At 63.0% G+C, this 20,790-nt stretch carries 20 protein-coding genes; 15 read left to right on the top strand and 5 right to left on the bottom strand.

Annotated features, from left to right (window positions below; genetic code table 11):
- Nucleotides 1-17: 17 nt before the first annotated feature.
- Genes BJN45_RS10890 through BJN45_RS10910 form a run of 5 tightly spaced genes read left to right on the top strand, consistent with a single transcriptional unit; the run spans nucleotide 18 to nucleotide 5,129 of the window.
- Complete coding sequence (locus BJN45_RS10890; protein WP_076095080.1) at nucleotides 18-1,916, top strand: NAD(P)H-dependent oxidoreductase subunit E; 1,899 nt, start codon at nucleotides 18-20, stop codon at nucleotides 1,914-1,916.
- Complete coding sequence (locus tag BJN45_RS10895; RefSeq protein ID WP_076095082.1) at nucleotides 1,913-2,617, top strand: 2Fe-2S iron-sulfur cluster-binding protein; 705 nt, start codon at nucleotides 1,913-1,915, stop codon at nucleotides 2,615-2,617. The genes BJN45_RS10890 and BJN45_RS10895 overlap by 4 nt, the downstream gene beginning before the upstream one ends.
- Nucleotide 2,618: 1 nt before the next feature.
- Complete coding sequence (locus BJN45_RS10900) at nucleotides 2,619-3,167, top strand: NADP oxidoreductase (RefSeq protein ID WP_076095084.1); 549 nt, start codon at nucleotides 2,619-2,621, stop codon at nucleotides 3,165-3,167.
- 10 nt (nucleotides 3,168-3,177) lie between these two features.
- Nucleotides 3,178-4,638, top strand: a complete 1,461-nt coding sequence (locus BJN45_RS10905; RefSeq protein ID WP_076095086.1) for a Ni/Fe hydrogenase subunit alpha — start codon at nucleotides 3,178-3,180, stop codon at nucleotides 4,636-4,638.
- The gene (locus tag BJN45_RS10910; protein ID WP_076095088.1) at nucleotides 4,638-5,129 is read left to right on the top strand and encodes a hydrogenase maturation protease; all 492 of its coding nucleotides are present in this window, start codon (nucleotides 4,638-4,640) and stop codon (nucleotides 5,127-5,129) included. Before BJN45_RS10905 ends, BJN45_RS10910 begins: the two co-directional genes overlap by 1 nt.
- 4 nt (nucleotides 5,130-5,133) lie before the next feature.
- Here the strand turns inward: BJN45_RS10910 and BJN45_RS10915 are convergent, their stop codons facing one another.
- Together BJN45_RS10915 and BJN45_RS10920 are read right to left on the bottom strand one after the other, a co-directional pair.
- A complete protein-coding gene (locus BJN45_RS10915) occupies nucleotides 5,134-7,749 on the bottom strand; it encodes an ATP-binding protein (RefSeq protein ID WP_139326337.1) in 2,616 nt (871 codons plus the stop codon).
- Between the two features lie 75 nt (nucleotides 7,750-7,824).
- The gene (locus tag BJN45_RS10920) at nucleotides 7,825-8,268 is read right to left on the bottom strand and encodes a universal stress protein (RefSeq protein ID WP_076095092.1); all 444 of its coding nucleotides are present in this window, start codon (nucleotides 8,266-8,268) and stop codon (nucleotides 7,825-7,827) included.
- An 83-nt stretch (nucleotides 8,269-8,351) separates the two neighbouring features.
- Between BJN45_RS10920 and BJN45_RS10925 the strand changes: the two genes are divergently transcribed.
- The 8 genes from BJN45_RS10925 to BJN45_RS10960 all read left to right on the top strand — a co-directional run bounded on the left by BJN45_RS10925 (nucleotide 8,352) and on the right by BJN45_RS10960 (nucleotide 15,356).
- Nucleotides 8,352-9,764, top strand: a complete 1,413-nt coding sequence (locus BJN45_RS10925; RefSeq protein WP_076095094.1) for an MBL fold metallo-hydrolase RNA specificity domain-containing protein — start codon at nucleotides 8,352-8,354, stop codon at nucleotides 9,762-9,764.
- 32 nt (nucleotides 9,765-9,796) lie between these two features.
- The gene (locus tag BJN45_RS10930; RefSeq protein WP_083651211.1) at nucleotides 9,797-11,545 is read left to right on the top strand and encodes a PHA/PHB synthase family protein; all 1,749 of its coding nucleotides are present in this window, start codon (nucleotides 9,797-9,799) and stop codon (nucleotides 11,543-11,545) included.
- The gene (locus BJN45_RS10935) at nucleotides 11,542-12,165 is read left to right on the top strand and encodes a chemotaxis protein (protein ID WP_076095096.1); all 624 of its coding nucleotides are present in this window, start codon (nucleotides 11,542-11,544) and stop codon (nucleotides 12,163-12,165) included. Before BJN45_RS10930 ends, BJN45_RS10935 begins: the two co-directional genes overlap by 4 nt.
- Before the next feature lie 13 nt (nucleotides 12,166-12,178).
- Complete coding sequence (locus BJN45_RS10940) at nucleotides 12,179-12,919, top strand: MBL fold metallo-hydrolase (RefSeq protein WP_076095098.1); 741 nt, start codon at nucleotides 12,179-12,181, stop codon at nucleotides 12,917-12,919.
- Nucleotides 12,920-13,009: 90 nt separating this feature from the next.
- Entirely contained in the window at nucleotides 13,010-13,453 is a 444-nt protein-coding gene (locus BJN45_RS10945) for a hemerythrin domain-containing protein (protein ID WP_076095099.1), read from the top strand.
- Entirely contained in the window at nucleotides 13,453-13,677 is a 225-nt protein-coding gene (locus BJN45_RS10950; protein ID WP_076095102.1) for a DUF2249 domain-containing protein, read from the top strand. The genes BJN45_RS10945 and BJN45_RS10950 overlap by 1 nt, the downstream gene beginning before the upstream one ends.
- A 9-nt stretch (nucleotides 13,678-13,686) precedes the next feature.
- Complete coding sequence (locus tag BJN45_RS10955) at nucleotides 13,687-14,982, top strand: hypothetical protein (protein ID WP_076095104.1); 1,296 nt, start codon at nucleotides 13,687-13,689, stop codon at nucleotides 14,980-14,982.
- Nucleotides 14,979-15,356 (top strand): SirB2 family protein, encoded by a 378-nt coding sequence (locus BJN45_RS10960; protein ID WP_076095106.1) that lies wholly within the window; start codon nucleotides 14,979-14,981, stop codon nucleotides 15,354-15,356. Before BJN45_RS10955 ends, BJN45_RS10960 begins: the two co-directional genes overlap by 4 nt.
- Here BJN45_RS10960 and BJN45_RS10965 read toward each other — a convergent pair.
- Nucleotides 15,351-17,336, bottom strand: coding sequence for a sigma-54-dependent Fis family transcriptional regulator (locus BJN45_RS10965; protein WP_076095107.1), 1,986 nt, complete (start codon nucleotides 17,334-17,336; stop codon nucleotides 15,351-15,353). The genes BJN45_RS10960 and BJN45_RS10965 overlap by 6 nt on opposite strands.
- 249 nt (nucleotides 17,337-17,585) lie before the next feature.
- Between BJN45_RS10965 and pedF the strand changes: the two genes are divergently transcribed.
- Nucleotides 17,586-18,011, top strand: a complete 426-nt coding sequence (gene pedF / locus BJN45_RS10970; protein ID WP_240494549.1) for a cytochrome c-550 PedF — start codon at nucleotides 17,586-17,588, stop codon at nucleotides 18,009-18,011.
- A gap of 24 nt (nucleotides 18,012-18,035) precedes the next feature.
- Complete coding sequence (locus BJN45_RS10975) at nucleotides 18,036-18,569, top strand: cytochrome b (protein WP_076095111.1); 534 nt, start codon at nucleotides 18,036-18,038, stop codon at nucleotides 18,567-18,569.
- 95 nt (nucleotides 18,570-18,664) lie between these two features.
- Here the strand turns inward: BJN45_RS10975 and BJN45_RS10980 are convergent, their stop codons facing one another.
- Nucleotides 18,665-18,994 carry a c-type cytochrome gene (locus BJN45_RS10980; protein ID WP_076095113.1) on the bottom strand — a complete coding sequence of 110 codons (330 nt, stop codon included), beginning with the start codon at nucleotides 18,992-18,994 and terminating at the stop codon, nucleotides 18,665-18,667.
- 89 nt (nucleotides 18,995-19,083) lie between these two features.
- On the bottom strand, nucleotides 19,084-20,604 hold the full coding sequence (exaC, locus tag BJN45_RS10985) for an acetaldehyde dehydrogenase ExaC (RefSeq protein ID WP_076095303.1): 1,521 nt from the start codon (nucleotides 20,602-20,604) through the stop codon (nucleotides 19,084-19,086).
- Between the last annotated feature and the right edge of the window lie 186 nt (nucleotides 20,605-20,790).

Consider the following 20,790-nt stretch of genomic DNA (forward strand, 5'->3'; position numbering starts at 1 on the left):
GTTTTCCGGAGGCTGTCGTGACCGTAAACGATACGCGGGACATCGCCCTGATCGCCGTCGTCGAGCGCATTGTCGAGCGCAATGGCCGTGATCCGACGCGCATGGTGCAGATTCTGCGGGAAGTCCAGGAGGCGCTCGACTGGTTGTCGCCGCAAGCCATTGATGCCTTGCAGGCAGCGCTCAAGGTGCCGCGCACCAAGATCGAGGGCGTCGCCGGCTTCTACGCCTTTTTCTACCTGCAGCCACGTGGTCGCTACCGCCTGCTGTTTTCCGACAACATCACCGACCGCATGCTCGGCAATGAAGCCCTGCTCGAGCGTCTGTGCAGGAACCTGTGGATCGAACCGGGCAAGGTGTCGGAAGACGGGCTGGTAAGCGTCGATACGACCTCCTGCACCGGCCTATGCGATCAGGGGCCGGCATTGCTGGTGAATAATCAGGCAATTGGCCGGTTGACCGCAGAACGCATCGACCAGATCGCCGAACTGGTGCGCAGCAAGGTGCCGCTGGCCGAGTGGCCGGACGAGTTGTTCGCCATCGAGGACAACATCCGCCGCGCCGATGTCCTGCTCGGCAACGACATGCAACCGGGCGATGCCCTGCGCGCCGCGCGGGCGCTGGCGCCGGATGAAGGGTTGATGGCCTCGAACATGCGTTCCTGGCGCGAAGGTCTGCCGACCGGGCTGGGCGGGCCGGCGGCGATTCTCGACGAAATCAAGCATGCCAACCTGCGCGGTCGTGGCGGCGCCGGTTTCACTACCGCCCTGAAATGGGAGGCCTGCCGCAATGCGCCGCTGAAGCTTGGCCAGCAGCGCATCGTCGTGTGCAATGCCGATGAGGGTGAACCGGGTACCTTCAAGGATCGGGTGCTGTTGACGCGGCATGCCGACGCGGTTTTCGAAGGCATGACGGTGGCGGCCTACGCGGTTGGCGCGACCCTGGGCTTCCTCTACCTGCGCGGTGAATACCGGCATCTGCTGGAACCGCTCAACGCCATCCTCGAACGCCGGCGTGGCGAAAATCTTCTCGGCCAGAACATTCTTGGCATTCCCGGTGCCAATTTCGATATCGAGATCCACCTCGGCGCCGGTGCCTACGTCTGCGGCGAGGAGTCGGCGCTGATCGAGTCGCTCGAAGGCAAGCGCGGCACGCCGCGCAACCGGCCGCCGTTCCCGGTCACCAACGGTTATCTCGACCAGCCGACCATCGTCAACAATGTCGAAACCTTCGCCGCGGCGGCGCTGATCGCGCTGAAGGGCGGCGCCTGGTACGCCAACATCGGCACCCGGCATTCGGCCGGAACGAAGATCCTGTCGGTTTCCGGCGATTGCGCCCGGCCCGGCATCTACGAATATCCGTTCGGTGTCAGCGTGCGCCAGGTACTGGCCGATTGTGGTGCCGACGATGTCCAGGCGGTGCAGGTCAGCGGGCCGTCCGGTGTCTGCATTGCGCCGGCCGAATTCGATCGCATCATTGGTTTCGAGGATATTCCGACGGCCGGCGCGTTCACGATTTTCAACAGCAGTCGCGACATGTTCGAAGTCGCCCGCAACTACGTCCATTTCTTCCAGCACGAGAGCTGCGGTTTCTGCACGCCGTGCCGTGTCGGTACCGCGTTGCTGAAGAAACTGATGGACAAGTTGCACCAAGGCGCCGGATCGCCCTACGACTTCGCCGAGATCGAGAAGCTCAACGTCCTGCTGCAATCGATGAGCCACTGCGGGCTCGGACATACCGCCTGCAATCCGGTGCTCGACACCATCGCCCGCTTCCGCCCGGCTTACGACCGGCGCCTGATGCAGAAGGATTTCACGCCGGCCTTCGATCTCGACCAGGCGCTTTCGCTGGCCCGCCAGATGACCGGCCGCGACGACGCGGGGGCCCACCTGGCCTCGCAACATGGAGGTGAAGCATGAGTCAGACCTTTACCCTGGACGGCAAGACCATCGCCTTCGAACCCGGCCAGACCATCCTGCAGGCGGCTGATGCGGCCGGGGTCTTCATCCCGCACCTGTGCTACCACCCGGAATTCAAGCCGCATGGCTCGTGCAAGCTGTGCACGGTCAAGGTCAATGGCCGGCAGACCGCCTCGTGCACGATGCGCGCGATGCCCGGCATGGCGGTCGAGAGCGATACCGAGGAAATCAACGCCGAACGCCGGGCGCTGACGCAGATGCTGTTCGTCGAAGGCAATCACTATTGCCCGTCGTGCGAGAAGAGCGGCAACTGCCAGTTGCAGGCCACGGCCTACCACCTCGGCATGATGAGCACGCACTACGATCATTTCTTCCCGAATCGTGCGGTCGACGCCTCGCATCCCGAGGTTTTGCTCGACTTCAACCGCTGCATCCTGTGTTCGCTGTGCGTGCGCGCCAGCCGCGATGTCGACGGCAAGAACGTCTTTGCCCTGTCCGGGCGCGGCATCGATACCCACCTGATCGTCAATGCCAGCAGCGGCCGTCTCGGCGACACCGATTTCACGCTGGCCGACAAGGCCGCCGAGGTCTGTCCGGTCGGCGTCATCCTGAAGAAGCGCCAGGGTTTCGCCGTGCCGATCGGCGAGCGCACCTACGACAAGGCGCCGATCGGTGCCACTACTGCCGGGGAGGCGTGCTGAAATGACTGAAAAGAAAAAGCTGCGCGTCGCCACGACGTCGCTGGCCGGCTGTTTCGGCTGTCACATGTCCTTTCTCGACATCGACGAGCGCCTGTTCACGCTGCTCGAACACATCGATTTCGACCGTTCGCCGCTGACCGATATCAAGACGGTGACGCCGGGTACCGACATCGGCATCATCGAAGGCGGCCTGTGCAACGCGGAAAACGTCCATGTCCTGCGCGAGTTCCGCCAGAACTGCCGGATCCTGATCGCCATGGGCGCCTGCGCGATCAACGGCGGCCTGCCGGCCCAGCGCAACAGCCTGTCCTTGCCGGCGATCTTCGACGAGGTCTACCAGGCCGGTTTCGGTCTGGCCAACGCGCTGATCCCGAACGATCCGGAACTGCCGCTGGTGCTCGACCAGGTGCATCCGATCCACGAAGTGGTGAAGATTGACTATTTCATTCCCGGCTGCCCGCCGTCCGGCGACGCCATCTGGAAATTCCTGACCGACCTGCTGGCCGGGCGTGAACCCGAATTAGGCCACGGCCTGATGCACTACGACTGAGGTTGCACTCATGAACTACAACCTGGAAACCGCCGAACATCCCGAGAACCTGCGCCGCGTCGCCATCGATCCGGTGTCGCGGGTCGAAGGTCACGGCAAGGTCACGATCCTGCTCGACGATCACAACAAGGTGCATCAGGTGCGCCTGCACATCGTCGAGTTCCGCGGCTTCGAAAAATTCATCCAGGGCCGGCCATACTGGGAAATCCCGGTGATGGTCCAGCGCCTGTGCGGGATCTGTCCGGTTTCGCATCATCTGGCGGCGTCCAAGGCGCTGGATCTGGTGGTCGGCGCGACGCACCTGACGCCGACGGCGGAAAAGATGCGCCGGCTGATGCACTACGGCCAGATGCTGCAATCGCATGCGCTGCATTTCTTCCACCTGTGTTCGCCGGATCTGCTGTTCGGTTTCGACAGCGATCTGACCAAGCGCAACATCGTTGCTGTTGCCGCGCAGTATCCCGAGATCGCCCGCCAGGGCGTGCTGCTGCGCAAGTTCGGCCAGGAAGTCATCCGCCTCACCGCCGGCAAGCGCATCCACGGTACCGGGGCGATTCCGGGCGGCGTGAACAAGGCGCTGACCATCGCCGAGCGTGACGAATTGCTGAAGGAGGTCTATCACGCGATCGGCTGGTCGCGCGAGGCGGTCAAGCTGATCCGCCAGGTGCACGAACAGGACCCGGATCTTTACGACAACTTCGGCACGGTGCGTTCGAGTTCGCTGTCGCTGGTCGGTGCCGATGGTGGCCTGGACTTTTATCACGGTCGACTGCGTGCCCGCGACGAAAATGGCGAAACCATCTTCGACGGTGTCGATTACCAGAATTACGACCAGTACCTGGGCGAGGAAGTGCGCTCCTGGAGTTACATGAAGTTCCCGTTCATCCGCTCGCTGGGCATGACCGATGGCTGGTACAAGGTCGGCCCGCTGGCCCGCGTGCAGAACTGCGACCATATCTCGACGCCGTTCGCCGAACATGCACGCCGCGATTTCGTCGACTACGCCGGCGGCAAGCCGCTGCACGCGCCGCTGGCCTACCACTGGACGCGGATGATCGAGATGCTGCACGCGGCCGAGGTGATCAAGGAACTGCTGCACGACGACGACCTGCTCGGCGACCAGCTGGTCGTCCAGGGCGAGCGGCGGCGCGAGGGCGTCGGCGTCATCGAGGCGCCGCGCGGCACGCTGTTCCACCATTACCAGGTCGGCGACGACGATCTGGTGACGATGTGCAACCTGATTGTGTCTACGACCAACAACAACCAGGCGATGAACGAGGCCGTGCGCCAGGTGGCCCGGCGCTACCTGCACGGGCGCGAGGTCACCGAAGGCCTGCTCAACCACATCGAGGTGGCGATCCGCGCCTACGATCCCTGTCTGTCCTGCGCCACGCACGCGCTGGGCAAGATGCCGCTGACCGTTGAGGTGGTCGAGGCCGACGGCCGCGTCGTTTCGTCGCTGAGCAAGTGATGGTGGCACCGGTCGTTATTTTCGCCATCGGCAATCCAAGTCGCGGCGATGATGCCATCGGACCGGTGCTTTGCGGTCGACTGGCCGAATGGCTGAAAAACCAGGGGCTGAGCGGGCAGTTCGAGCTGATCGAGGATTTTCAGCTCAACATCGAGCATGTGCTCGACCTGTGCGGGCGGGAGCTGGCGCTGTTCATCGACGCCGGCGACCGGACGCCGGGGCCGTTCCGTTTCAGCCGCATTCAGCCGGCGGAGGGCATCGCCCATTGCACGCACGAACTGGCGCCGGAAGCCGTGCTGCAGGTTTACCGCCGGACCGAGAAGAGCGAGCCGCCGCCGTCCTTCGTGCTGTGCATCCGCGGTGAGTCCTTCGAACTCGGCGAGCCGCTGAGCGCTGCCGCGCAGGCCAATCTCGAACTGGCCAGCGCCTGTCTGCAGCAGTTGTTCCGGCAGGCCGACCTGGCCAGCTGGCAGGCACTGGCCGAGGCCTGATCCGTCAGGCCTCGGGCTGCCCGGCAGCGGCCAGCGGCAGCGTGAACCAGAATGCCGAACCGCTGCCTTCGCGGCTGTCGACGCCGATTTCACCGCCCATCATTTCCACCAGCCGTTTCGAGATCGACAGGCCGAGACCGGTGCCGCCAAAACGCCGGGTGGTCGAGTTGTCGCCCTGGGAAAATGGCTGGAACAGGAGCTCAATCTGCTGTGCCGTCATGCCGATGCCGGTGTCGCGGACGGTGAAACGGATCCGGCCAGCCGCGTCGGGTACCACCTCGAGGTCCACCTGGCCGGACGAGGTGAATTTGATCGCATTGCCGATCAGGTTGTTGAGGACCTGACGCAGGCGCGCCGGGTCGCCGGTGACTTGTTCGGGGATCGCGGGCGAGAGCTGGCAGTGCAAGGCCAACTGCTTCTCGGCGGCAAGAACGGCAAGCAGATCGCAGGTCTGGCGCAGGATGAAGGGCAGCCGGAATTCGACGCAATCGACCTGCAGCTTGCCGGCTTCGATCTTCGAGAAATCGAGGATGTCGTTGATCACGCCGAGCAGCGAGCCGGCGCTCTGCTGGACGATTTCCGCATATTCCCGCTGTTCTGCGGTCAACGGCGTATCGAGCAGCAATTCGCACATGCCGATGACGCCGTTCATCGGCGTTCGCAGCTCATGGCTCATGTTGGCGAGGAACTCGCTTTTCGCCCGGCTGGCCGCCGCTGCCTGAGCGAGCGCATCGCGTTCGGCAGCCAGGGCACGTTCGTTGGCGATCGCCAGTGCCAGCAAGCCGCCGATCTGTTGCAGCGTGTCCAGCCGGATCGGCGAGCGCGACGGATTGGGCAACGTGTGCAGACAGAGCACACCCAGGCATTCACTGCCGAGCAGCAGCGGTACAAGGTAATGGCCGTGCGCGGCATTGTCTGTGGAGTGACCGCTATCCGCCGCGCAGTTGTCGGAAACGATGAGCTTGCCGGTGGTCGCGGCGCGCTCGCACAGGTAGTTCCCGGCATCGTCCTGCCACGCGCAGTGGCGTACTGCCTGTTCGGCGGTGGCCAGCAGTATCCGGCCGTGTTGTTTGCCGCTCATGCCGCGCATCTGGAACAGGACGGCGAGCACCTCGTCGAAGCGCTCGCTCAGCGGGCGAGCGGTTTCCTGCAGGATGCGGGCGACGGCGAACTTGGTTTCGGCACCTTCGCGGGCATCGATTTCGCTGGTCTCGCGTTCGTGCCGTATCGTGATGTCGGATGCGGCGCCCCGGTATCCCTGGAGATTGCCGGCAGGATCGAATACCGGAACACCACTGACGGCGAGCCAGACGATGCGTCCATCGGGCAGACGGGCCTGGTACTCGAAGCGATGGAAGGCCTGGTGCGCATCCAGATCGGCAAAATGAGCATCGATTCTTGCCTGTTCGTGCGCATCGCTTGCCAACATGATGTCCCGGCGCGATTTCCCGATGATCTGCCGGGCATCAATGCCAAGCAGGCTGGACAGGTTGTCGGAGAGAAAGGAAAAGCGCTGGTCGGCATCGGTTTCCCAGAACCACCAGTCCGAACTGGTCGAGAAGATATCCTGGAAGCGTTGTTCATTGGCTTCCAGCGACTCGTGTGCCGTCTGCAAGTCGTGCTCGATGGCGCGGGTGCGCCGCGATAGCGCCAGGCCGAGCAGCATTGCCAGGCCGCCGGCGACCAGCAGGGCGAACAGCAGTTTGCGCAGTCCTTCGCCACGTTCGGCCGTGACATCGCGCAGGATTGCCAGTGATGCGACCGCTCGCCGTTCATGATCAGGCAGGGGAAGCAGGCTGGCCGACCACGAACGGGCTGCATCGTCTACCGCAAAAACCGTATCCGGCAGGCCGCCGGGATTGGCATTCCAGCGGGTTGCCAGGTGCGCGGGCAGGCGTTTCCTGCCCTGGTCGAGGATGGCGATCTGCGGATGCTCGTTCCAGTAACCGGTGAAACCCAGCGCCAGCTTGCCGGCGGCAAAGGCGGATTCGCTGGTGTAGGCCTTGTCGACCGCAGTAATGATGTCGACTTGCAGGATCTTTTCGATTTCCCGGGCAAACCATTCGACTTCGAGGCCCATCTCGATGTAGCCAAGCAGTTGATCGCCGTCGTACCAAGGAAGGACGTGGCGCAGGGTATAGGTGCCCAGCGGGCCGAGTTCGAGTCCGCTGACCGGGCGGCCGCTGGCGGCGGCATCGGCCAGCGTCCTCCGTTTGATCAGGTCGCCGCTGTTTTGCGGTGCGTGGACGCGCAACAGCGTATGCCGGTCCGGTCGGATGAAATACCAGTGGCTGATGCCGAATTGTTCGCGCAATTCGGCAAAGCGTTGTCGCGTCAGGGTGAGCAGGGTATCGCTGTCGCCACGCTGCATGGCCTCGCGCAGTTGCGGGTCGGCTGCGCTTTCGCGGGCGAACCAGTGCAGGTGCTGGGTGTTCTCCTGTTGCAACCTGTCCCAGGCGATCCGGACCTGGCTGGTCGTCTGCAGCGTCCGGGCAAGTTCAATCTGGCCAAGATAAAGCCAGAAGCCGAGGGCGAAGACGAGCAGTAGCCCAAGCAGCGCCATGCTGACCGGCAGGAGTATCTGGCGCTGGAAACTGAATCGTGAGCGGATGAAAGGCATCAACGGGCCGCGGCCGACGACCACGGGAATGAATGGCGGATCGCCGGCGCAGGAATCCGGGCGCTGCGGCAGGGGTCAGCGATAGACGAGGACCGGTACCTTGGAATGGGTGAGGACCTTGTTCGTTTCGCTGCCCAGCAGGAAACCGCTGATGCCACGCCGGCCGTGCGAGGCCATGAAGATCAGGTCGCAACCGGATTTGTCCGCTGCGTCGATGATGGCTTCGTACGGAATGTCGCTGGTTGCCGACAGCGTACTGCATTCGACGCCGGCTTCCTGGCACCAGGCGGCGACTTCGCCGAGGAATTCGGTAGCCTGCTGATCGGCCATTTCGGTGAATTTTTCCGGGGTGGTCGGATCGATCAGGGCGCCTTCGCCGAAATAGGCAATCGGGTACTCGGGCTTGGCGTAGAACGCGGTGACCTTGGCGCCGGCTTCGCTGGCAAAGGCGACGGCGCGTTTTGCGGTGGCGCGGGAGAGTTCGGAGCCGTCGGTCGGAACGAGAATGTGCCTGAACATGCTTTACCTCCTGAGATGGTCTGCTGGCGTTGCTTTCCGCCTTATTGGGGTTCATGCTACGCCAAGTCGGGAGGATTATAAACATGCGACTAGGCTTTTTTGGTGCGGCTGGCGAAGTGACCGGCTCCTGTACATTGGTGGATACCGGCGAGTTTCGTTTCCTGGTTGATTGCGGCATGTTCCAGGGCGGTTCCGAAGCGCGACGCAAGAACGAGCGGGCGCTCGATTTCGGTTTTGACGTGCGCCGGCTTGATTTCGTCCTGCTGACCCATGCCCATATCGACCATTCAGGCCTGCTGCCGCGCCTGAGCATGTTGGGTTATCGCGGACCGGTCTATGCGACGCCGGCGACCAAGGCGCTGGTCGACGTATTGCTGCCGGACAGCGCGCACATCCAGGAAAAAGAAGCCGAGTGGCAGTTGCGCAACCGCCATCGCCGCGGTCGCAGCGAACGTGGCATTCAACCGCCGCTCTATACGGTGGTCCAGGCGCTGAGCGCACTCAAGCTGCTGCAGCCGGTGAACTATGGTCAACGTTTGCATCCGGTCGATGGAATCGAAGTCTGCTTTCATGATGCGGGGCATATTCTCGGTTCGGCATCGCTTGAAATTACCGTCAATTCCGGCGGTCGACCGCGGAAACTGGTTTTTTCCGGCGATCTCGGCATGCCCGGGCGGCCGGTATTGAACGACCCGGAAAAACCGCCGCTGACGGCCGATGCGCTGCTCATCGAATCGACCTACGGCAATCGCCTGCATCGTCCTTTTGGCGAAACCGAAGAAGAGATTGTTGCTGCCTTTCAACGGACCTGGGCGGCAGGCGGCAACGTGATCATTCCGGCCTTTGCCGTCGGCCGGACGCAGGAAATCCTTTACCTGCTGGCCGATCTGGTCCGGCGCGGCCGGCTCGATCCGCTCAAAGTCTATGTCGATTCGCCGATGGCCAGTTCGGCGACGCGCATCACGCTCGATCACCGCAATCTGCTCGATGCGAAAACCTGCGAACTGATCGACTGGCAACAGGCGCATCCGCACCGGATGGCCATCGAGTTCGTCGCCGATGTCGAGCGCTCACGACAACTGAACGAGATCCGCCATGGCGCCGTGATCATTTCGGCCAGCGGTATGTGCGATGCCGGACGGATCAAGTATCACCTGCGTGAGAACCTGCGACGCAGCGAATGCACGATATTGATAGCCGGTTTCCAGGCCGCCGGAACGTTGGGCCGGCGCCTGGTCGATGGGGCGAAGCTGGTGCGCATTTTCGGTGAAACGGTACCGGTCCGGGCAAAGATATGCACCGTCGGGGGGCTGTCTGCCCATGCCGACCAGGCGGCCTTGCTCGACTGGCTGGGCGGGTTTCGCAAGCCGCCTGGCAAGGTTTTCGTGGTCCATGGCGAAGCCGGGGCATCGGCCGATTTTGCCCGCGCCATCACCGCCCGTTTCGGCTGGCCGGAAGTCCATTTGCCGCAACCCGGCAGCTTCGTCACGCTGTAAGATGGCAGTAGCCAGTCGATAGGAGTATCAAGATGTCCGGAAATTCTGCAGCCAAACACGACAGCCTCGATCTGGGCAGCCTGAGTCCCGCGGAGTCGATCGGGAAAGCTGTCAGCAAGGCGATTGATCCGTTCGGGATGACGACTTCGCTGCTCAACGCGCAGGTCGCCTGGATGATGCATCCGCAGGAGCTGTCGCGGGCGGTCAACGCCCTGTCCGGCGATCTTATCGCCTTGCAGTCGCACGTCATGCGGCGGGCCATGGGGATTCCGTCGGATGACGTGATCCAGCCAAACGCCGACGATGCGCGCTTTGCCGATCCGGTCTGGACCGATTCCGCCTCCTGGGACATCACCAAGGAGTGGTATCTGGCCTTTACCCGTCGCCTGCAGGACATGTTCTTCGAAACCCCCGGCCTGTCGGACAAGGAGCGCCGGCGCGCTGCCTTCTGGTTGCGCGAGTGGCTGAACATGGTGGCGCCGACCAATGCCTTCTGGACCAACCCGGTAGCCATGGAGCGCTGTGTCGCGACCAACGGCGAAAGCCTGCGCCAGGGCTGGGCCAATTTCCAGCGCGACATGAAGGCCAAGAACATCCAGATGGTCGAGCCGGATGCCTTCACTGTCGGCAAGGACCTGGCGACGACGCCGGGCAAGGTTGTCTTCCGCAACCGCCTGGTCGAACTGATCCACTACACGCCGACGACGGAAAAAGTGAAGGCGATGCCCATCGTCATCGTCACGCCGTGGATCAACAAGTTCTACATCCTCGACCTGAATGCCAAGAAGAGTCTGGTCAAGTACCTGACCGACCAGGGTTTCTCGGTGTTCATCACCAGCTGGAAGAATCCCGGCGAGGACCTGAGCGACATCCGCTTTGACGACTACCTGCTTGAAGGCGTCAACGAAGTCGTGCGCGTTGCCGCCGAGTTCTGCAAGCAGCCGAAGGTGCATCTGGTTGGCTACTGCATCGGCGGTACGCTGGTATCCACCTACATGGCCTGGGCCAACAAGCGTTTCGGCGAGGACAAGGTGCCGGTTGCGCACTGGACCCTGTTCACCACGCTGACCGATTTCTCGCATCCGGGCGACATCGATGTCTTCATCGACGAGGCCTGTGTTGGTGCGCTGGAAGAGTCGATGGCCAAGAAGGGCTACCTCGACGGTACCGAGATGGCGACGTCGTTCCGCCTGCTGCGCTCGAACAGCCTGATCTGGAGCTACTGGGTGCACAGTTACCTGCTGGGCGAACCGCTGCCACCGTTCGACGTGCTGTTCTGGAACGTCGATTCGACGCGCATGCCGCAGGCCATGCATTCCTATTACCTGCGCGAGATGTACCTGCACAACAACCTGATCAAGCGCGACAAGCTGACGATTGCCGGCGAGGCGATCGATCTCGACCGCATCGTCCAGCCACTCTATGCGGTGACCGCCGAGGACGACCACATCGCACCGTGGAAGCAGTGCTACCGCATACGCAAGTACGTCAATGTCAAGGCGCCGGTCCGTTTCGTGCTGTCGACTTCCGGGCACATCCTGGGCATCGTCAATCCGCCGGCCAAACCACCGAAGCGTGCCTACTGGATCGCCGAGCCGGAACGCAACGAACATTGGGAGCACTGGTTCGAGCGCGCCGAGAAGAAGCCGGGAACCTGGTGGGAAGACTGGACAGCATGGCTTGGCGAACGCACGGGTGAAGCGGTCGAGGCCTATCCGGCCGCCAACCGCAAGTACCCCGCACTGGCCGATGCACCCGGTACCTACGTCCTGGAAAAATGAGTACGGCGATGGTGTCGACCGCAGCAGGCAAGCCGCAAGCCGGTGTCGATCTGCTGCGCATCGTGCGCATCAACGAGGAAATCAAGGCCGTCGTTGGCGTCGCGTTCAAGATCAACATCATGGCGCTCAACGCCATTTTCCTGGCCAAGCGTGCCGGTACGGCGGCGCTTGGCTTCGGCGTGCTGTCCAATGAACTGCGGGTGTTTTCCCAGGATCTGCGGACCTGCATGGGAGCGCTGACGGAACTGATTCACCGTTGCGTGAACGAGGTTTCGGTGGTGCTGCAGGACATCCGTCACACCCGTCTGCTGCGCGATGCCGTGCTGATGTCGTCCATGCCCGGATTGGCTGTCGTGGTGCACCGCCGGGAAGCGGCCAACGTCGAGCATCAGGAGCGCCTGGCCGGATTGCGCCGGCAGTTGCAGCGGGCGCTGGAGGATGCCTTCCAGCTGGTCGAACTGGGCGGCGTGCTGGCCAAGTCGGCCAAGATCGAAGCTGCCTACGGGCAGGGCTTTGCAGCATCGCTGGCGCAGGTTTCGGGCGAGTTCGACGGTGTCGTCGAGGAAATACGCAATTCGCTGCAGGCCCTGCAGCGCTCAGATTTTTTCAAGTCCAACTGATTCCGGGGGCGGAGTGAAGAAGACCAACACGATTTTCCAGGAGGGCGATCACAAGTGGATTGCCATCGTTCGTGATCCGGAGCGTCCGGGGCATCTGGTCGATACCAACGAGTATCTGGTGTTGCACGGCGGCAAGGGCATGCTCCTCGATCCGGGTGGGGCGGAGGTTTTTCCCGCCGTCTTTTCGGCGCTTTCCGGGGAATTCGACCCGTCGGCGCTGAGCGCCGTCTTTGCTTCGCACCAGGATCCCGACATCTGTTCGTCGCTGGCCCTGTGGCTGGAATTCAATCCGGGCATGCGCTGCTACGTCAGCTGGCTGTGGGCCAGCTTCATTCCGCATTTCGGCGGAACCGCCGAGACCTTCGTCAGCATGCCCGATGAAGGCATGGACATCGCCCTCGATGGCCTGATGCTGCAGGCCCTGCCGGCGCATTACCTGCATTCGTCGGGTAATTTCCACCTCTACGACCGGCGGGCAAAAATCCTGTTTTCCGGCGATGTCGGTGCAGCCTTGCTGCCAGCAGGCCACGATGCCTTGTTCGTCGACAATTTCGATACCCACATCCGCTACGCCGAGGGCTTCCACAAACGCTGGATGGGATCGAACGAGGCCAAGCGCCGCTGGTGCGAGCGCGTCGCGCAGATGGACATCGACCTGCTTTGTCCGCAGCATGGCGCCATTTATCAGGGAGCGGATGTCCAGCGCTTCATCAACTGGTTCGACGAGTTGCAGGTCGGTATCCTCGGCGCCTGAGTTTTGCCGGAGGCTTTGATGCCAATCAATGCCGCGGCCGGTGCGCAAAGCAGAAAATGCTGATACACCTCAACCCCGTCGGACACCAACATGACCATTCGAGATTTCCTGATGGAGGATCATCGCCACTGCGATGACCTCTTCGCTGCTGCCGAACAATCCGCCAATGCAGGCGATCTGGCAGCAGCCGGCGCTGCTTTCGGGCAGTTTCGCGACGCTGTCTTCCGCCATTTTGCCGGTGAGGAGCAGACGCTGTTTCCAGCGTTCGAGGCGCGTACCGGCATGAGCATGGGACCGACCCAGGTCATGCGCATGGAGCACGGGCAGATGCGCGAGCTCATCGATGCTGCGGTCGACGCGCTGCAGGATGGAAATTCCGAAGAATTCTTCGGCCAGGCGGAAACCCTGCTGATCATGATGCAGCAGCACAACATGAAGGAAGAAAACGTGCTCTATCCGATGTGCGACCAGCAGCTTGCCGACAGCAGCGGTCTCCTGGTCGAGCGTCTGCAGGCCGAATTGAAGGGCGCCTGATGGAATTCCCCGCCGAACGTACCGTAGATGCCCGTTTCATGGAGCCGCCGCAACCTTTCGTGGCGACCATGGAAATGCTCGACACCCTGCAACCGGGTGAGGAAATGCTGCTGCTGCTCTATCGCGAGCCGCATCCGCTGTACCGGGTGTTGCAGCAGAATGGCCATCGCTGGCAGACAGAACTGCAGCCTGACGGGACATTCGCCGTCCGCATCACCTGCTGAGCGCGGCCGATGCAGCCCAAGCAGGCCCTGTTGTCCTTCGATCAAAGCCCGCCGTTGTCGGCGCCGCTGCGTTTCTTCCTGACGGCACCGCTGTTCCTCGTGCTGGCCGGGCTGCTGGTTGCGGTCGAGGGCGAAGCGCTGTTTGCCTCCCGGTGGACGCCGGCCGCGCTGGCGGCGACCCATCTGCTGACCATCGGTTTCATGCTGCAGGTCATGCTCGGCGCGCTGATCCAGATCCTGCCGGTACTTGCTGGGGCGAACCTGGCCCGGCCGGCGTTGATCGCGGCCATCGTCCATCCCGGGCTCAGCCTGGGGACGCTGGCGCTGGCCGTTGGCTTCCTGGCCGGTTCAACGGCGTGGCTGTATGGCGCCGGACTGCTGCTGGCGATCAGCCTGCTGGTATTCATCGCCGCCGCCGGTTGGGCGATCTTCCGCGTGCCATCGACCAGCCCGGCGATCCGCGGCCTGAAGCTGTCGCTGCTGGCCCTCGCCATTGCTGGTGGTTCCGGGCTGTTCATGCTGCTGGCCTTGGCCGGCGGCTGGGCCGTGCCCTTGCCGGCGCTGGCCAATCTGCATGCAGGCTGGGGGCTGGCTGGCTGGTCCGGAATCCTGCTGGCGGCGGTGGCTTATGTGGTGGTCCCGATGTTCCAGCTGACACCGGGTTATCCGGCACGACCGGCGTGGTGGTTCCCGGTGGCCGTGGTACTGGCACTTGTCCTGTGGAGCATTTCGGTGTTGCTTGACGCCGACGGCTTGGCACGCGGTGCGCAAGGCTTGCTCGCGCTCAGCGGCGTGGCCTTCGTACTGCAGACGCTGAAATTGCAGTCCGGCCGGCGGCGGGCGCGCGCCGACTGTACCTTCCGTTACTGGCAAGGCGGCTTGTACGCCTCGCTGGCGGCATTGCTGATGTTGCTGCTTGATGCTTTCCTGCCGGCCTTGTCGACGGCACCGGCGTGGCCGCTGCTGTTCGGTGTGCTGATCCTGGTCGGTGGCTTTCTGGCCTTCATCATCGGCATGCTGTACAAGATCATCCCTTTCCTGCTCTGGTTCAATCTGCAGCATCAGGCAGCCGTTCCGGGCAAGCCGGTGCCGTCGATGAACAAGTTGCTCGACGATGGGGAAATGCAGCGCCAGATGCGGACCTTTTTTGCTGCTTTTGCCCTGTTGACCGCAGCAGTCTTCCAGCCCGATCGCCTGGCCTTGCCGGCCGGCATGATCTTCGCGCTGGCTGGCGGCTGGCTTGGCTGGAACCTGCTGCAGGCCGCATTGCGGCACCGCCGCCACCGTCTCGCCGGCACGTCATGAGCTACCTGCTGCTCAAGCATCTCCACGTCACTTGCGTCGTGCTCAGCGGCGCCGGTTTCGCATTGCGCGCCTACTGGATGCTGGCAGCTTCGCCCCTGCTGCAGCATCGGTTGACACGCAGCCTGCCGCATCTTGTCGATACCTTGCTGCTGGGCAGTGCGCTGCTGATGGTCTGGATGAGCGGGCAGTACCCGTTCGTGCACGGCTGGCTGACGGCCAAGGTGCTTGGCCTGCTGGCCTATATCGGCTTCGGCATGATGGCCTTGAAGCGCGGCAGGACCAAGGCGGTCCGCCTGCGTTTCGTGGTGCTGGCGGTGCTGGCTTACGCCTATATCGTCAGCGTGGCGCTCAGTCGAAATCCGTTGCTGTCATAAACGACCAAGCTTGCGGTACAGCGTGTTGCGGCTGATGCCCAGCTGTCGGGCGGCGGCCGAGACGTTGCCGTTGCTCTGGTCGAGCGCCCGCTGCGCCAGCTGGCGGCCGATTTCTTCCAGGCTGCCGACCGGGTTTTCCAGCGGTGCCGCAGCCCACTGCGGTTCGTTACCGATTCCCGGCAAGGCCAGCGGTGCTTCGAACAGTTCTTCCGGCAGGTGCGATTCGTGGACCGTGGTCTCGTCGTCGTCGAGCAGGGCGATGGCGACCCGGATCACGTTGAACAACTGGCGGATGTTGCCCGGCCAGGCATAACGCTCGATTACCTGCAGCGCGCCTTCGGTGAAGCGGACCGGGCCGCGTTCGCAGCTTTCGCTGGTGGCCAGCTTGGCCACCAGTTGGCGGATGTCGCTACGCTCGCGCAGCGGCGGCAAGGTGACGCTCATGCCGTTGAGGCGGTAGTAGAGATCCTCGCGGAAGTTGCCGCGGGCGGCTTCCTCGCGCAGCTTGCGGTGGGTGGCGCAGACCAGCGAAATGTCGACCTGGATTTCCCGGGTGCTGCCCAGCGGCGTCACGGCGCGTTCCTGCAGCACGCGCAGCAAGCGCGCCTGCATGCTCATCGGCATGTCGCCAATCTCGTCGAGGAAGAGTGTGCCGCCATGTGCCTGCTGGATTTTTCCGGGGGCGCCTTCCTTGCGCGCGCCGGTGAAGGCGCCGCCCTGGTAACCGAACAGCTCGGATTCGATCAGGCTCTCCGGGATCGACGCGCAGTTGAGGGCGACGAACGGACCATCGGCGCGCGGGCCGCTGTTGTGGAAGGCCTTGGCGAACATTTCCTTGCCGGCGCCGGATTCGCCCTGGATCATGATCGGGATGTCGCGGCCGAGCATCCGCCGGCTGCGGTCGATTGCCAGTTGCAGGCGGGGGTCGCCGGTATTGATCGTGTCCAGCGTCAGGCGCTGCGGGCAGGGCGCTTCGCTGCGTCGGGCGGGGGCCGGGCGACTGCCGGCCTCGACATCGTAAACGCGACCGGCGGCGGACGGCGCGGGCAGGTTGCCGCGCAGGACCAGATTGATCGTCCGGCCGTTCACCGTGATCGTCGTGTGGCCCTGGGGGTTCTGCCGCTGGCGGTCGATCAATGTGCTGAGGTTGTGTTCGAAGACCATCGAGAAATCGCGACGTACCGCGTCGACGCGCCGGATGCCGAGGATTTCCAGACCGTTGTAATTGATTGCCTTGACCTGTCCGTCCGCCGTCACCGCCGCCAGCCCCTCCTTGGGGCTGCCCAGGTAGTCGGGGCGGGCATGGAAGCAGACGATGATGTCGCTGGCGTGCGCCGACTCGAACAGGCGTTTCTCGGCCAGCGCCGTGGACAGCCGGGCGAGGCCCAGGGTGTGCCGCTGCGTCGCCCGGTAGTCGCCGGAGATGTCGAGCACGCCGATCAGCGTGCCGTCCGGGCCGAAGATCGGGCTGGCGCAGCAAGTCAGGAAACCATTGTGTTCGAGGAAGTGTTCGGCGCCGAGCACTTCCACCGGGCGCTCCTCGCTCAGCGCCGTGCCGATGGCGTTGGTGCCGCGCTGGTTTTCGTCCCATGACGCTCCGGGGGCGAGCGCGATGCGGTCGGCGCGATCGACGAAATCAGGGTCGCCGACGGTATCGAGCAACAGGCCGTTGGCGTCGGCCAGGATGACCATGCTGCCTGAGTCGCGGATCTGCTCATAGACATGTTCCATGATCGGCCGCAACTGTTGCAGCAGGTAGCGGTTGCGTAGCTGCTCGGTCTTCAGTGCAACCCGGTCGAGCGATTCGACCCCGGGCAGGGCGAAGTTCTCGGTCAGGCCGAAACGACGGCAGCGTTCCCAGGAACGCAGGATGAGCGGGTCGATCAGTCCTTCCGGCAATTCCCCGCGCTCGAAAAATGCCTGCCGTGCTTCGCGCAGGCGCGGACCGTGCAGGCCGGCCACGACTTGAATTTGTCCCATCTCTCCTCCGGGCTCCAGATATAGGTATTTTTGTCTTTTGTTTCATAACGTAGCACCTGCCCAGTTTGTGAGCAATGCGCTGCGCAACTTCACGCTTCTCGAAGCAAGTCGGATGCCAGTTTCTGGTTCCTGCCGTGCGTCAGCTACAAGCAAGCTTCCGCGCTTTGGCGGGCAATGGACGGTGACTGGCACAGGCTTTGCAGACAGCTTCAGCACAAGCTGTCATTTGCCCTCACCATAGGAGACCCCGTGAAGAATTCCAAGTATTCCGCTGGCGCTTTGTTCGCCACCCTGTTCCTGTCCGCTTCGGCGACCGTCTTTGCCCACGGCGACGTGGTTCCACAGGCAGTCGATACCACCGGTTTGAAGCAGCTCGGTACCGACTGGCAGGTTTCCAACCCCTATCGCGGGGATAAGACAGCAATTCGCATCGGTGATTCCGCATTCAATCAGAATTGTGCACGCTGTCATGGTCTGGGAGCCGTCTCCGGCGGTATCGCCCCCGATCTGCGTTATCTGCCCAAAGGCGATGAAGGCGATGAAATCTACTTGCCGCGCATCCGCAATGGCGCGGTGCGTGCTGGTCGGGTGTACATGCCGCCGTTCGACGGCCTGCTCAGCCAGGAAGCGATGTGGGCGATTCGTGCGTGGCTCGAGACCGTCCATGAGGAATGATCCGCTTTTCCGGGCGTGCGCAGCATGAGCGGCGCCCGCTATAGCCGGGAGGCGATGCTGCTGCACTGGGGCCAGGCGATCCTGATCGTCTGGCTGCTGTGGCTCGGCTGGATGATGACCGACCTGCCCAAGGGGGCTGAGCGCGGTGCCGCCTATGGCCTGCACAAGTCGCTCGGACTGCTCGTCCTGCTGCTCACGCTGATCCGGATCGGCTGGCGGCTGCGTCACCCGCCACCGCCGTCGCCACTGGTCGGCCCGATGGCCCGGTTGGCCGGCGCGACGCATGGCGCGCTCTATGGCTTCCTGCTGCTGGCACCGCTGGCCGGCTATCTGGCCTCGTCCTTCACGCCTTTCGCGATGAAGTTCTTCGGGGTCGAGTTGCCGCGCCTTGTAGCGCCCGATGAAGCGCTCAACGCCTGGTTCAAGCAAACGCACCAATGGCTGGTGTGGGGAGGAGCAGCGCTTGTGCTTCTGCATCTGGCCGGTGTACTGAAGCACGTCTGGCTACGCGACGGGATACTGGGGCGCATGCTGCCCGGAAAGTTGTGCAAAAAATGAACAGTTGCTGCATGACAGCGCAATCTACGGTCTACTGACCGGGCAGGCAAAAAATGGCCGGCGGACATCGAGGATGCCCGCCGGCCAATTCGTATTCATTCGAGTGCCAGTATCCAGGCGATCGCCTGTTGCAGATCATCGTCACTGATCTTGTCGGCCGGGTGTGCCAGCATCGGGACCGTGCCCCAGTTGCCGCTGCCGCCGTGGCGAACCTTGTCGAACAACTGCGTCGGTGCCTTTTTGTCGCCGCGGTACTTGGCCGCCACTTCCTTGTAGGCGGGGCCGACACGCTTGGCGTCGATGGCATGGCAGGCCACGCAACGGGCCTTCTTGACGATGGCTTCGCTGGCCTGGGCCGGCAGGGTGAGGGCGAGCAAGCTGCCGGCAACGAGCAGGGCGCTGGCCGATCGGATGTTTTTTTTCATGGAGTCTCCAGTAAATTTTTCAGAAAAAAAAGGGGCGGTTGCCCGCCCCCGAATTGCCCACATACGGACAAGGAGGGAGATCGAGATGATCAGAAGAAGCCGAGCTTCTGTTCGGCGTAGGAGACCAGCAGGTTCTTGGTCTGCTGGTAGTGGTCGAGCATGACCTTGTGGGTCTCGCGCCCAATGCCGGATTCCTTGTAGCCGCCGAAGGCAGCATGCGCCGGGTAGGCGTGGTAGCAGTTGGTCCACACGCGGCCGGCCTGGATGGCGCGACCCATGCGGTAGGCGACGTTGCCATTGCGGCTCCAGACGCCGGCGCCGAGACCGTACTGCGTGTCGTTGGCGATGGCCAGGGCTTCGGCTTCGTCCTTGAAGGTGGTGACGGCGAGTACCGGCCCGAAGATTTCTTCCTGGAAGATGCGCATCTTGTTGTGGCCCTTGAACAGTGTCGGCTGAATGTAGTAGCCACCACCCAGATCACCGTCGAGCTGGGCACGTTCGCCGCCGATCAGCACTTCGGCGCCTTCTTCCTTGCCCAGTTTCAGGTAGGACTCGATCTTGTCCATCTGGATCTGCGACGCCTGCGCGCCCATCATCGTTTCGGTGTCGAGCGGCGAGCCCTGCTTGATCGCGGCGACCCGGGCCAGGCAACGTTCCATGAACTTCTCGTAGATCGATTCCTGGATCAGGGCGCGGCTCGGACAGGTACACACTTCGCCCTGGTTGAAGGCGAACAGCACCAGGCCTTCGATGGCCTTGTCGAGGAAGCCGTCGTCCTTGTCCATGACGTCGGCGAAGAAGATGTTGGGGGACTTGCCGCCCAGTTCCAGCGTCGCCGGGATCAGGTTGTTGGCAGCGGCCTGGGCAATGACGCGGCCGGTCGCGGTCGAGCCGGTGAAGGCGATCTTGGCGATGCGCTTGCTGGTCGCCAGCGGCATGCCGGCTTCGCGGCCGTAGCCGTTGACGATGTTGAGCACACCCGGCGGCAGCAGGTCGGCGATCAGGTCCATCAGGATCAGGATCGAGATCGGCGTCGATTCGGCCGGCTTCAAGACAACGCAGTTGCCGGCACCGAGTGCCGGGGCGAGCTTCCAGGCGGCCATCAGAATCGGGAAGTTCCACGGGATGATCTGGCCGACGACGCCGAGCGGCTCATGGATGTGATAGGCCATGGTGTTCTCGTCGATTTCCGAGATGCCACCTTCCTGCGAGCGCAGGCAGCCGGCGAAGTAGCGGAAGTGGTCGACGGCGAGCGGGATGTCGGCATTCAGCGTTTCGCGGATCGGCTTGCCGTTGTCGACGGTCTCGGCGTAGGCGAGCAGTTCGAGGTTGGCTTCGAGGCGGTCGGCGATCTTCAGCAGGATGTTCGAGCGCGTCGCGGCATCGGTCTTGCCCCACTTCGGGAAGGCGGCGTGGGCGGCGTCGAGCGCCAGTTCGATGTCTTCTGCGGTCGACCGGGCAACCTGGGTGTAAACCTTGCCGTTGACCGGCGTCACCACGTCGAAGTACTGGCCCTTGACCGGGGCCGTCCACTGACCGTTGATGAAGTTCTCGTACTTGGCCTTGTAGGCGATTTTTGCACCAGCGGTGCCGGGGGCTGCGTAGATCATCTTGTCTCCAGTGTTCTCGAAATGGGTTGCGAACAGTTTTTCAAGGCCGGCGAATACATCAGGGGAAGATTCAGCGCGACTCGTGATACTGGTGTGCATGCTGTGTGCCACCCTGAGTTTGATTTTAAAATCGTCGATAAATCATGTGTTTGCGATTTTTTCTTCGGTGGAGGTTCGGCTGGGGCT

Origin of the sequence: Azonexus hydrophilus (assembly GCF_001956855.1) — a bacterium.
In the GTDB taxonomy this organism is placed as follows: Bacteria; Pseudomonadota; Gammaproteobacteria; order Burkholderiales; family Rhodocyclaceae; genus Azonexus; species Azonexus hydrophilus_A.